11 protein-coding genes and 1 pseudogene are annotated in these 13,313 nt (G+C 42.2%); 9 read left to right on the forward strand and 3 right to left on the reverse strand.

Going from position 1 to position 13,313, the window contains the following annotated elements:
* Positions 1-129: 129 nt before the first annotated feature.
* From murI to HGH47_RS02045, 3 genes and pseudogenes are all read left to right on the forward strand, one after another.
* Positions 130-918 carry a glutamate racemase gene (murI, locus tag HGH47_RS02035; protein ID WP_212565507.1) on the forward strand — a complete coding sequence of 263 codons (789 nt, stop codon included), beginning with the start codon at positions 130-132 and terminating at the stop codon, positions 916-918.
* Complete coding sequence (gene rsgA, locus HGH47_RS02040; RefSeq protein WP_212565506.1) at positions 918-1,868, forward strand: ribosome small subunit-dependent GTPase A; 951 nt, start codon at positions 918-920, stop codon at positions 1,866-1,868. The genes murI and rsgA overlap by 1 nt, the downstream gene beginning before the upstream one ends.
* Positions 1,869-1,974: 106 nt before the next feature.
* Positions 1,975-2,097: pseudogene (locus tag HGH47_RS02045) on the forward strand (DUF4261 domain-containing protein); the annotation flags it as partial.
* 26 nt (positions 2,098-2,123) lie between these two features.
* On the opposite strand, the gene HGH47_RS02050 reads toward HGH47_RS02045, so the two are convergent.
* The 3 genes from HGH47_RS02050 to HGH47_RS02060 form a co-directional block, all read right to left on the reverse strand.
* On the reverse strand, positions 2,124-3,074 hold the full coding sequence (locus tag HGH47_RS02050; protein ID WP_212565505.1) for a HipA domain-containing protein: 951 nt from the start codon (positions 3,072-3,074) through the stop codon (positions 2,124-2,126).
* Positions 3,071-3,403 carry a HipA N-terminal domain-containing protein gene (locus tag HGH47_RS02055; protein ID WP_253675712.1) on the reverse strand — a complete coding sequence of 111 codons (333 nt, stop codon included), beginning with the start codon at positions 3,401-3,403 and terminating at the stop codon, positions 3,071-3,073. Before HGH47_RS02055 ends, HGH47_RS02050 begins: the two co-directional genes overlap by 4 nt.
* 145 nt (positions 3,404-3,548) lie before the next feature.
* On the reverse strand, positions 3,549-3,764 hold the full coding sequence (locus tag HGH47_RS02060; RefSeq protein ID WP_212565504.1) for a helix-turn-helix domain-containing protein: 216 nt from the start codon (positions 3,762-3,764) through the stop codon (positions 3,549-3,551).
* Between the two features lie 230 nt (positions 3,765-3,994).
* Here HGH47_RS02060 and HGH47_RS02065 point away from each other — a divergent pair, with 230 nt between their 5' ends.
* From HGH47_RS02065 to HGH47_RS02090, 6 genes are all read left to right on the forward strand, one after another.
* Positions 3,995-4,564 carry a TetR/AcrR family transcriptional regulator gene (locus HGH47_RS02065; RefSeq protein ID WP_432909993.1) on the forward strand — a complete coding sequence of 190 codons (570 nt, stop codon included), beginning with the start codon at positions 3,995-3,997 and terminating at the stop codon, positions 4,562-4,564.
* A 136-nt stretch (positions 4,565-4,700) separates the two neighbouring features.
* Positions 4,701-6,419: an ABC transporter ATP-binding protein gene (locus tag HGH47_RS02070; RefSeq protein WP_212565503.1), complete on the forward strand. Its 1,719-nt coding sequence runs from the start codon at positions 4,701-4,703 to the stop codon at positions 6,417-6,419.
* A 10-nt stretch (positions 6,420-6,429) separates the two neighbouring features.
* Entirely contained in the window at positions 6,430-8,202 is a 1,773-nt protein-coding gene (locus HGH47_RS02075) for an ABC transporter ATP-binding protein (RefSeq protein ID WP_212565502.1), read from the forward strand.
* Position 8,203: 1 nt separating this feature from the next.
* Positions 8,204-10,063 (forward strand): ABC transporter ATP-binding protein, encoded by a 1,860-nt coding sequence (locus tag HGH47_RS02080; protein WP_432909998.1) that lies wholly within the window; start codon positions 8,204-8,206, stop codon positions 10,061-10,063.
* A 22-nt stretch (positions 10,064-10,085) separates the two neighbouring features.
* Positions 10,086-11,810, forward strand: a complete 1,725-nt coding sequence (locus tag HGH47_RS02085) for an ABC transporter ATP-binding protein (RefSeq protein WP_212565501.1) — start codon at positions 10,086-10,088, stop codon at positions 11,808-11,810.
* Positions 11,798-13,312, forward strand: coding sequence for an ATP-binding cassette domain-containing protein (locus tag HGH47_RS02090; RefSeq protein WP_432910001.1), 1,515 nt, complete (start codon positions 11,798-11,800; stop codon positions 13,310-13,312). Before HGH47_RS02085 ends, HGH47_RS02090 begins: the two co-directional genes overlap by 13 nt.
* The last annotated feature ends 1 nt before the right edge of the window (position 13,313 follow it).

A 13,313-nucleotide genomic window follows, 5' to 3' on the forward strand; every position in this document is an offset into this window, starting at 1 on the left:
CGTTTATTATAACAGGAGCATCCGTTGTATTCTATGCACCTTGCTCAAGAATAATGCATAATTTATAATCCTTAATTGTAAAACTATGAATTTCGCATTATGAATTTATTTTATGAGGTATTATATTAAATGCACAAAAAGTATGTTTTTTTAGATTCGGGAATAGGAGGCTTGCCGTACTTCCGGTATTTTCATAAAAAAGCGCCGCAAGCATCGGCTGCGTATGTGGCGGATTTGGAACATTTTCCCTATGGGGAAAAAACGCGTGAGGAAGTGATTAAGTATGCCCTCGGTGTTACGGAAAAAATAATAAACCGCTTGGATCCCGCAATGGTTATCGTGGTATGCAATACGATGTCAACCGCCGCCCTCGATGCACTGCGCAAACATTTTTCCATTCCCTTTGTCGGTACCGTACCGGCGGTAAAGGTCGCGGCGGAAGTAAGCGTTAATAAGCGTATCGGGATTATCGCCACGGCGCGGACAATCAACGACCCGTATCTTGATAAGTTGATTGAATCATTTGCCGCCGATTGTACTATCGAAAGACGAGCGGATGCGGAACTGGTTGCAAAAATTGAAAACGGACTGATTACCGCTCCCGATGAAGAAAAACAAAAAGCGGTAGCGCCTGCAATCCGGCAATTTAAAGACGCCGGTGTCGACACGATTGTACTGGCGTGCACTCACTTTTTGCATCTTGCAGACACCTTTGCCGAATGCGCCGCTCCGGAAATAAAGGTTGTCGATTCCTTGCCCGGCGTCGTTTCCCATGCATTGGATGTGCTGCCTCCGCCGTCCGGTGGGGAAGCATCCCGCAACTGCTGCTATGTTACCGGCGAAATCACCGAGCGCATCGACCGGCTCTACCGCGGTTACTGTGAACTGTTTGACCTCGACTGGCAGGGATCGCTGTAATGCAGGGGCTGGTATTAAGCGGCGCAAATAATTTTTTTACCGTACGCACACCCGAAGGTAACGTAGTGCGTTGTTCCATTAAGGGAAAAAAACTGAAAGAAAGCCGCGGGTATTACAACCCCTTAGCGCCCGGCGATACGGTCGATATTGAATATGACGCCCTCAACCCCGACCAAGGACAAATTACGGCGCTTGTACCGCGGCGCAACGGTTTTATCCGCTGGAATCAGAAAACGCGCAGTCCGCAGCTCTTAGCGGCAAACATCGATTTGCTGCTCTGCGTTACCACCCCTGCCAATCCCCCCTTTCGTCCGCGCTTTACCGACCGCACATTGGTTCAAGCCGCCGCGGAAGGAATCTCTGCACTTATCATTGTGAACAAAATCGATTTGGGTATTCCGGAAGCGGTGCGGGAACGGATACGGGATTGGCAGCGCATCGGCATACAGGTATGCGAGGTCTCCGCAAAGACGGGGGAAGGACTTGAACCGTTCGCACGCCTCCTTTCGGGTAAAACCTGTGCCGTTACCGGACAGTCGGGAGTCGGAAAGTCGAGCTTACTGAATAGCCTTGACCCCAGCCTTGCGCTTAAAACCGCCGACATTTCGTTTAAGTACGACCGCGGTATCCATACGACAACGCAGGGCGTTTTTTTACCGATGACCTTTACCGCTGACGACGGAACCCGGCTGCCGTTCAATATCATCGACACCCCCGGTATCAGGCACTTTGCGCTGTGGGGCATTAAACCGGAAGAAGTCATCTTCTACTTTCCCGAAATGGAGGCAGCCGCAATACAGTGCGCCTTCGGGCTTTCCTGTTCACACATTCACGAGCGCGGCTGCCGCATCTTGGAAGAACTTGACGCAGGGCATATCCATCCCGACCGCTACGAAAGCTGGCGTTCCATGCGCGATGAACTGACGCTGCTCACCGCAGACGAATACTAGGTTACACGATACTTCTATGCAACTTTTTCACATTACAGTGCAAAGGTGATTCGTGTGGAGGAAAAATGAACAAGAAGATTTTTGAAAGCGATTTGTAAATCATGCATACAACACAGCATTGTATCTTTTAATAAATGATAGGCCCATAGAAACCGGCAACACCATCGACGGCATAACAGACGGTTCTGCACAGTCTGAACGATGGATATGCCGTTACGAAGAATCGCTTATCCCGCCGCGCTGTCTATCTTCATACTACTTTAGAGCGGATACTCTTTTATTAACTAATGCTATAAAGGCCTTTTTCATATCATCAGGTATTAAAGAATTACGGCACATTTCAATAAAAACAGGTGTCATAGATATCAATTGTCCTATCATTTTCTCTGCTGCAAGTTTCGCTATGCCGTAACCGGTTGCAAAGATAAGAAAATCTTTACGATGAATATTGTTTTTCTTTCCATTTATCGGCAGAGCAAATTCTTCTTTGTCTTCCGGCATAATGATATTGACCGGAAGCAAATCATATGCAGGGGAAAGATGATATACTCCCGAACCCGATTGCGTTTCAATCAAGGAAAAATTTTTCAAATGCATATCGGAATTTCCGATAATAAACGAAAACACGAGTCGATAAAATAGTTCGGTTATATCAAGACCGGGACGATAAGAGTATTTTTTAATAATATTCCCGCATCGTTCATAAGAGCCTTTATATTTATCTTGAGTCAATCTTAAATCAAGCTGACAAAAATCTTCCATAGCGATGAGCTTTACATTGGCATTTCTTGAAAAAACACGATCAATTCTTTTTGTAATATACGCATAAGAGTCTTTACTTTTTACAAGAGCGTGAGGAACGGTTACAATCTTAGCTTTATCTGCCATAGACATAGCAAGATGCTCAGATTCCGGCAACGCACGAAATTCTTTTACTTGAGGTTTCAAAATATATCCTGTAGGGTAATTCACAACAGTCAATCTGGGATACACGTCATTTGAAAGATGTAATGAAAGTTTTTTCTGAACACCCGGAATAGTATACCCTTTATTGGTGCTTTCTTTTGCTAGTTCTTCCAACACTGAGTCTGTTATTTCAATTTCCGGAATAACAGCTGTTGTGAAAAATTTTTTTATACATGTCTTATGCCAGCCGCTACTTTCATTATTGTCTTTTATCAGCTTTCCACAACACAGACAGTTCATATCTTTTCCTCACTTATGCTGACATTTCCGATAGGATCCTTACAAGCAACTAACAGCAAGGCAAATCTGTCTTTAGGGTCTATCTTCCAATTACGGCTTACAACCTCAAGAAGCCATCCTTCAGGAATCAGTCCATCAAAAAAGGAAAACAACGTTTTTGATGTATAGGGGTCTTTTCGAATCGGGAGCGTCAATGAAACTGGATAATTATCTCCTTGCGCCATATAGGTTTCATCATAAGAAAAAGAATATCCCTCATCGGTTTCGCACAACTTTCCGGCGAAGTTATTATATACATACACATATGCAGTTCTGAATATATTTTTCATTTATATGCTGCCGAAGTTAGACCTTCCGTAAAATTCAGCAGCCGAACAAAATATCAATTTTGGAGGATGCTGAATTGGTACGCGATAGCGTACATACAATCTGTGATGTTTGCGGTACGCAAACTCATCGGTTAACGAGGCAACCTTATTTGGTTGCCGAAGTTACACCTTTTTTACCCGGAACTGCTTCCATGCCGAACATCGCCAATGCAACATTCACTTTATCCATGCGTACGGTTTCTTTTCCTTGCTCCAATTCACGGACGAAACGAAGTCCAAGACCTGATCGAATCGCAAAATCTTCCTGTGTCAAACCGGCGGATTTTCTACTTGCTTTAATGAATTCCGCTATTCTATTCATATAAACATGGTCTCCTGTGAGGTTTTTGTACATATAATATACACCCTCTAGGGTATAATGTCAAAAGAAGAGTACGAAAACATACCCTATCGGGTGTATAATCACTTTTGAAATAAGTATCTATCCATATATTTTCAAAAGTGTCAGCCTCACTTGACAAATATCGGACTTCTTTTTAATATTAAATTATAATTCAGTATTAACGGAATAGAAAGGAGAACATTTCTACCGTGCAGGTGCTAAAAGAAGAAGTTAAGAATAGGATTCTGACGGCTGCGGAAAAAATATTTTATGAACAAGATTATAGAAGCGCCAAGCTGACGGATATTGCAGAACAGGCTGATATTCCCGTTGCGCTTATTTATACCTACTTCAAAAACAAAGAAGGATTATTTGATGAAGTAGTCGCAGGTGTATTGGATAACATCATTAAGATGATGGAAGATGAAGAAAAGATGGAGGCCGGAAGTCCCTATGAAAGATTTAATCGGGGCGGAGCATCTCAACTTCCCAAACTATTAAAGAGTAGAATAAAACTCATCATTTTGATAGACAAAAGCTCGGGAACGAAACATGAGAATGCAAAAGATATGTGGGTTAAACGATTGGAACAGCATATAAAAGATGGGTTAAAGAGATATTCAAAAACCAAGCACGATCCAATGCTTGCTCATATTTTGGCAAATAATTATGTTGAGGGGCTTATGGAAATTGCACGGCACTATAAAAATGAAAAATGGGCAGAAGATATGCTCTTTGTTCTTAATAAGTGTTATTTCAACGGCGTGGAATCACTTTAGTATAGAAGAAGATTTATTTTAGGAGCGTTCAACCGCTCCTCATTTTATCTATCAATATTGAATAAATATTCAATATTATTTGGTTTTAAAGATAAACGAATATACATGTGCATTATAGATGTAGAAAGGAGTAGATATGACTGAAAAGGAATTGAAAAAACAGGTAACGGGTAAAACCTTTTTGTCCAATGTGCTGCTTGCACTTAAAATAGTGTTTGACTTACTACCGCAGGTTTTATTGGTACTGGTAATAAGCAGCCTATTTTCGGGAAAAGCGGAAAGGGAATATTTTAAAATGATTGCCGGAGGTATTTTCATTTCGTTTATGCTCAAGGCGTGTTGTAATTATCTTGCCGTAAAGACAGCTCATGACAGGGCTTTTAGTACATTGACGGAATTACGCCTTGCCATAATTGAACACCTTAAAAAATTGAATTTAGGCTTTTTTAAAAAGCATACTACCGGCGAGCTTACAAGCATTGTTGAACACGATGTAGAGCAAATTGAAATATATCTGGCGCACGGTCTTCCGGAAATTATGGCGGCAACTCTTCTTCCTGTTCTGGTTTTTATTGCAATGCTTTTTATAGATTACCGGCTCGCATTAATAATGATTACAGGGGTACCGCTCATGTTCCTTGTACAACAATTATCTGCAAAGACCATGCAAAAAAGATTTCAAATATATTTTGAACGAGAAATGCAGATGAGGGAAGACATGATGGAATATGTAAAAAATATTGCCGTCATAAAGGCCTTTGCAAAAGAAGAGTGTTTTAGCAGCAGAACTTTGGATTCTGCACGCTCTTATGTGCAAGATGTAAAAAAGAGTATGGGGGCCGTTACGTGCCCGATGGTGCTTATCGATATTTTTATGGAAGCCGGAGCGGTATCGGTTATGATGTTAGGAAGTATACTGCTCTTACATAACAATATTTCTACCGCTCAGTTTATATTGTCCGTTATCTTATCTTCGGTATTTGTGTCGGCAATAAGTAAAACCGCAACGCTCCATCATTTTTCCATCGTGTTTACTGAAAAGCTCAAAAGCATAGCGGTGATTCTCTGTGCTCCTCTTGCAAAAAAAAAGATCAACGAAAAGCTAAAAACAGGAGATATAGAATGCAAGAACGTACATTTTAAGTATGAAAAAGACGGCTTTGCGTTAAAAGATATTACGGTACAGTGTAAAGAAAACACTTTAAATGCGCTTGTCGGGCCGAGCGGCTGCGGTAAAAGCACGCTTGCGAATCTTATCATGGGTTTTTGGGATGTTGATTCAGGTGTGCTCACAATTTCGGGCAAAGATATTTCACACTATGATACGGACAGCATTTCCGCTCTTATCGGAAGTGTTCAGCAGGAAGTAATTCTTTTTAATATGAGCATCTTTGAAAATATCGCGATCGGTAAGGCAGGTGCTTCCGAATCGGAAGTGATAGAAGCCGCTCAAAAAGCACGATGTCATGATTTTATTTCCGCCCTGCCTCATGGCTACAACACAAGGGTCGGAGAGATGGGGGTAAAACTTTCGGGAGGAGAAAAGCAAAGAATATCCATTGCTCGGATGATTCTTAAAAATGCTCCAATTCTTATTTTAGATGAAGCGATGGCGGCGGTTGACAGCGAAAACGAAAAACTCATAAACGAGGCTATCGAAGAATTAAGAAAAAATAAAACGGTTATCACGATTGCGCATCACCTGAACACCGTACAAAACGCGGACAAAATAATCGTTATGGATAAAGGCCGCATACTGGATTCCGGCACACATGAAGAATTGATTTCACGATGCACCTTTTATAAAGAAATGGTCGAAGCCCAAAACAAAGTAGACAACTGGCGGGTGGGGTAAAGGAGTTTTTATGGCGGATAAACAAGTTGGAGCGGCGTATGTTTTTACGCTGGCTAAGGCGGAGCGGGGAAAATTGGCTGCGGGTATGGTGCTTGCAGCGATCGGCTCGGTGTTGTCGTTGGTTCCGTACATTGCGGTGTACCGGATTTTGGAAATGATTATTGCTCGGTCGATGAGTGCGGAAGCGCTGCTACATTGGGCTGTTATGTGTGTTGCAGCAGCAGCGGTACAGGCAGTGTTGATGTCGATAGCGGGAATTTGTTCGCACACGGCGGCATTTAATACGATGCATACGGTAAAGATAAAAGTCTTGCAACATATCTCGTATCTGAATGCAGGCTTTTTTCAAAAAAATGCAGCGGGTAAAATCAAGACAACCCTGTTTGATGACATCGATAGAGTGGAATCTTTTTTAGCGCACAGCACTTTGGAACTCACGCAGGCGGCGGTTGTTCCCCTTGCGATGTTTGTATTTATGCTGCATCTCCATTGGCTTATGGCATTGGTTATGCTCGTTCCTATGCTGCTCGGTATTGCCGTTCCGATGATGATGATAGCGGCAAGTAATTTTTCGGGATTGGCGAACGATTTTGCAAAGGATATGGAAGCCTTGAATGCATCGGCTACGGAATATATTTCTGCAATGCCGGTGATGAAGATGTACCGCGTAACAGCCGAAAAATTTCAACAGTATAAAACCGCTTTACAGACGTATACCGTTTGCTGGAAAAAGATGTGCACCGCTTCGTGTAATCCGCTTTCGGCAGCATCGGTTATCTTGGATTCGGCAATCTTATTCACTCTGCCGGCAGGAGGGTTCCTTTATGTAAGAGGCTCGCTGTCCGTTTCTTCTTTTTTGATTTTTATTCTTTTGACGGTGTGCTTTTATACATCGTTTTTAAATTCGGTTACGATTGCTATGCAGTCGATGGAACTCGGCGGCGGACTTGCAGCGGTTAAAAAAATTTTGGAAGAGCCTCAGATGAAAAGCGGATCAAAAACGCTTCCGCTAAATGGCCGTTATGATGTCCGGTTTGACGGTGTTTCATTTTCGTATGGAGAAGACGGACGGAATGCTTTAAATGATGTTTCGCTATGTGTAAAGGCGGGAACCGTCAATGCCTTTGTCGGAGCTTCCGGTGCAGGCAAAACCACCGCCGCCCAACTTATCGGGCGATATTGGGATAGCTCTGCAGGCACTATTTCTATCGGCGGTATTCCCGTTACGGAACTGCAAACGGAGAACCTTATGGCGCTTACCTCGTTTGTGTTTCAAGAGGTGTTTTTATTGGAAGACACGCTGCTCGAAAATATCCGCATGGGAAGTGCCGCTTCTTTGGAAGAAGTACGCAAGGCAGCACAGGCAGCTCAAATTGACGATTTTATTATGAGTTTGCCCGACGGTTATGAAACGAAAATCGGCACAGAGGGTGTAAAGGTTTCAGGCGGAGAGCGGCAACGGATTTCTATTGCGCGTGCGTTAGTTAAAAATGCGCCTATCCTCATTTTTGATGAAGCAACTTCATATTCAGACATTCAAAATGAACATAAGATTCAAGTCGCATTGCAAAATTTGCTCAAAGGAAAAACGGTCATTATGATTGCGCACCGTCTGCACACGATAAAAAATGCGGATACTATTTTTGTCTTTGAAAAAGGCAGCATCGCTGAACAAGGTAGCCATACTGAACTGATGAATACAAACGGTTTGTATGCACAGATGCAGCGCACGTACATATCCGCTCTCAACCACGACAGTATAAATATAAAGGAGGAAAACTGATATGTTAAAACTGATTGCACATGTATTAAAAGAAAAACGGAAAGAATTAAGGCTGCCGATTATTTTAATGTCGCTTGATTCTGTAGGCGGTATGCTCTTATACATTATGCTCTATTTTACGGTGGTAGGATTAGTACGTAACACATTGACCGGAGAAATTATCATTACCTATTCGCTGATTTGTTTGGGGGCGGTGGTATTCCGTTTAATTATTTACCGCACGGGTTACTATCTCTGCTTTGCTCGCGGGGCGGAAGTATGTGCGCAAATGCGGCTCGATTTGGCAAATCACTATCGCGCGTTAAGCCTCGGCTATTTTAACCGGCACAGTTCAGGTGCTCTTTTGGAAACCCTTGTAAAAGATATTACCAATTTTGAACTGATCATTACGCATACGCTTCCCGCACTGGTAAAAACTGCGGTAACGGCGGCGCTGATTTTAATCGGTATGTATTGTATCGATGTTCCCTTGGCGATAGCGCAAACAATAACGCTCCTTGTGCTTGTTCCGTTTTTGCATTGGGGAAACAGCTTGGCGGAACATTTCGGAAATGAAAAGCATCGACTCACCGCTCGTATGATTTCCATTGTGCTGGAATACATTAAAGGAATAAAAGTGTTTAAGGCGTATAATCTAACCGGAGAAAAATTTGACAGAATGCTGCAGTCGTTGGAAACGGTAAGAAAAACCAATATCAAAGCGGAAATAAAACTTTCGCTGCCTGCTGCCGTCTATTTTATAGCAGCTCATTTTTTACTACCGCTTGCTCTTTTATCTTCCGTATATATTCTGAAGAGTGGATCGGCCAGCCCCGAAAAACTCACCGCTTTTATGTTGATGAGCCTTGCGCTTTCGGGGGTATTAATTTCATTTGAACACGCATACGGTTTACTAAAAGGTTTAAAGCCTGCGGCGGAACATGTGCAGAAAGCGTATACGGCTCAGCCCCTACCGTGCGTACAAACTGCCGGAACTGCAAAGGTAAATACCGGCACAACGGTGGGAGAAACAAGGCGGGAACAAAGTCAGCCTTTTGATGTTTCCTTTGAGGATGTTTCATTTTCTTATCGAGAACCGTTCCATACGTTTCAAAACCAAAGCGGTGAATCTAATACCGAACGGGGAATAGACGGTGCAAAACAAACAGCGGTATTGCATTCCATTTCTTTTGAGGCAAAGCAGGGAACGGTAACTGCTCTCATCGGCCCGTCAGGTTCAGGCAAAACCACGATTGCCAATTTAATAGCCCGCTTTTGGGATCCGCAAAAAGGTACGGTTAAAATCGGCGGAAAGGATATAAAAGAAACAGAACCCGATACGCTTTTGCAGTCCGTCAGTGCGGTATTTCAAGACAGCATTTTACTGTCGGACACCATTTACAATAATATTAAAATCGGAAAGCCCGATGCTTCGGAATCGGAGGTTATCGCTGCGGCACAGGCGGCTCAATGTCATGAGTTTATCAGCGAGCTGCCTGACGGATATAACACCCTGCTTGCGGAAGGCGGGGCTGCTCTTTCAGGCGGCGAAAGACAGCGCATTGCTATTGCCCGTGCTCTTTTAAAAAATGCGCCCATCGTGCTTTTAGACGAATCGACCGCCTCACTCGATGCCGACAACGAATGGAAAATCAACACCGCCTTGGATACGCTGATGCAGGGTAAAACAGTCTTTGTCATCGCTCATCGGCTGAACACCATTCATAATGCGGATCAAATCCTCGTGTTGAAAAACGGCCGTATCGAAGAAAAAGGGACTCATACGGAACTTATGCAAAAGCGCGGCACCTACTTTGAGATGATACAAGAACAACAAAAAGCCGCCGGATGGGAAGTCGCGGGGGAATTAATTCCTAATTAACAATTAGATAAGAAGAGTTTTTATGTATAAAGAATTATTTGCATTTTTGAGTAAGCGGGGCAAAATCAATGTATGTATTTCTTCTCTGTTTTTTACCTTGTACGGGTTGAGTTCCGTGGGGATGTTACTTACGGTGTTTTCGATGTTGTTTAAGATTGCTGCCGGGACTAATGTGCAGGGGCTCTACGGGGCTTTTGCAACACTGATAGGCTTGGTCGTTTTTAAGGGACTTTGCAATATGATTGCCGACTTAAAAAAGCACGGAGCCGGCTTTGATGTGGTGCAGCAAATACGGGAGCGGATGATTGTAAAATTAAAGCTGTTTAGTTTGGGATTTTATACGAATGAACGGCTGGGAGAATTAAATACAATTCTTCATAAAGATGTGGACAATATGTCCATGGTAGTCGGTCATATGTGGCCGCGGATGTTCGGTGATTTTCTCATTGCTTTTGCGGTATTTATAGGTCTTTGCCTTATCAACCTTAGTGCAGCCCTTGTTATGGCCGCGTCGATTCCGCTTTCGCTTGCCTACCTTTTTTACACAATTAAGGGAGCACAAAAAACGGAGCATAACAATAATTCCGCTCTTGCCGATATGGTGAGTTTATTTGTCGAATATGTACGCGGTATTCCGGTGCTCAAAAGTTTTTCGCATAATAAAAGTCTGGATAATGAACTTTTTGAAAAGACAAAAAAATTCGGAGAAACAAGTAAGGCTGCGTCCCGTTTTAAGGCAAGACAGCTTTCGGTTTTTGCATTTTTAATCGATGCAGGGTATTTTGTTCTTTTCATGTATTCAGGTCTTGCCGCGTTACGTGGAAGCATCGATGTGCTCAGCTTTATGATTATCGCAGTCATTTCAAAAGAATTTTATAAACCTTTTGCAGCGATGGAAACGCACTATATGTATTATGTGTCTGCCGTAGACAGTTATCACCGCTTGGGGAAAATTCTTCATGCTGATGTAATAGCCGATAAAACGGACGGAGTTACTCCTGCACAAAACGATATTGTTTTTAACGATGTGGGATTTTCTTATGAAGAAGATGAGTTCAAAATGGAAAATATAAGTTTTGACATTACTGAGAACACGATGACCGCGCTTGTAGGAGAATCGGGAAGCGGTAAGACAACGGTTACGAATTTGCTGTTGCGGTTTTACGATGTGCAAGGCGGAAGTATTACACTCGGCGGTACCGATATTCGAGATATTCCCTACGATGAGCTTTTGGATCGCATCAGTATTGTTATGCAAAATGTTCAGCTTTTCGATAACACCATCGAAGAAAATATCCGAGTAGGAAAAAAAGGAGCAACGAAAGAAGAAATCATCGAAGCTGCAAAAAAGGCAAAGATTCACGATTTTATTATGAGCTTGCCGAAAGGCTATGAAACGGATATTGGAGAAAACGGAGGTCTCTTATCCGGCGGACAAAGACAGCGGATTTCCATTGCACGAGCATTTTTAAAAGACGCTCCGATTTTAATCCTCGACGAGATGACCAGTAATGTCGATCCCGTAAACGAGGCCTTGATACAAGAAGCAATTACTGAACTTGCAAAAAACAGAACGGTCATAGTGATCGCTCATCATTTAAGGACTATTCAAAAGGCAGATCAAATCCTTGTGTTTCAAAAAGGCTGTCTTATCGAAAAAGGAAAACACGATGAACTTTTGGAAAAAGATGGGTACTATGCTCGGCTGTGGAAAGCACAATACGGGAGCGGAATGTGCTCTCGCTAAAAAATATTTCGTATAAAACAAGGACAGGTCTCCTCATTCTTGACAATATAAACCTCGAAATAAAAAAAGGAGAATTTGTTGTTATTACCGGAAAAAGCGGAAGCGGGAAGAGCACACTCGGCTCTGTTATCAACGGCCTCATCTCGCATTACTATGACGGAGTGTTAACGGGCGAAGCTTATCTAAACGGAAAAGATATACGCACTATGGAGCTTTCACAAATAGGCTGCATGGTAGGCTGTGTATTCCAAGATCCGCGAAGTCAGTTTTTTATGACCGATCCTTTTAGTGAAGCGGCTTTCGGCTGCAGCAATATGTTTTTGAACAGGGAAGAAATACTGAAAAGGGTAGACAAAAGTTTGAAGCTGCTTGGAATAAATCAGCTAAAAGAGAAGAGTATCTTTAAACTTTCAAGCGGTGAAAAACAAAAACTGGCTATCGCGTCATGTTATGCGATGTCACCTGATATTTTTTTATTTGACGAGCCTACAGCCAATCTGGATATTCATTCCATCTTTGATTTGGAAAACATATTACGGAGCTTAAAAGACGAAGGGAAAACCATTATCGTTTTGGAGCATCGATTATTTTATCTTTCGGCCTTATGCAGCCGTATGCTCATTATGGATAAGGGAAGAATTACGGGCGAATACTCAAAAGACGAATTTTTTGAGCTGCAAAAAAACAATAAAAATATTCGACCCATATATTTGGAAAATCTTGATACGGTTCATTCTAAAAGTATTATCGATAAAACCACCCCATTGTTTGAAATAAAAAATATTTCATATTCACATTCAAAACAGGAAAAAACCGATGTGCTTAAAGACATATCAATAAGAGCTTATGAAAAAGAAGTTATCGGCATTATCGGTGAAAATGGAGCGGGTAAAACAACTCTTGCTAAATTGTGTACAGGCTTGTTAAAAGAAAAAAGCGGAAGCGTTTTAATTAAAGGAGAAAAGCGGAGCTATAAGAAAAGAGCGGGGAGTATGTATTTTGTCATGCAGGACTCAGACTTTCAACTTTTCGGTAACACCGTAGCGGATGAATTGGATATAGGAAAGAAAGGCGGCGGTTTGAACGGCACGGAAAAAGAAACCGTTTTATCGGATTTTGAAATTCTTGATTTAAAAGAACGGCATCCGCTTGCCCTCTCAAGAGGTCAAAAGCAAAGGCTTACCATTGCAGCGGCTTTTTGCAATAACTGTAAGATACTTTTTTTAGATGAACCGACAAGCGGCTTGGATAAACATTCTATGGATTTGGTTTCTAAAAGTATTCTCACTGAGGCAAATGCAGGTAGGCTTATATTTGTAATATCGCATGACTATGAATTTTTACTGTCTGTCTGCAACAGAATTATTTATTTAAAAAGCGGAATGGTTCACGCCGATTTCAATTTAAATAATGATACCAAGAAAATGCTCTGGGGTTTCGCGGGAGCGTGGATTTCTATGCGGATATTAAAAAAGCATTTTGAAAAAGCGGGAGTGATATAGA

Source organism: Treponema sp. OMZ 805, from assembly GCF_050937395.1.
In the GTDB taxonomy this organism is placed as follows: Bacteria; Spirochaetota; Spirochaetia; order Treponematales; family Treponemataceae; genus Treponema.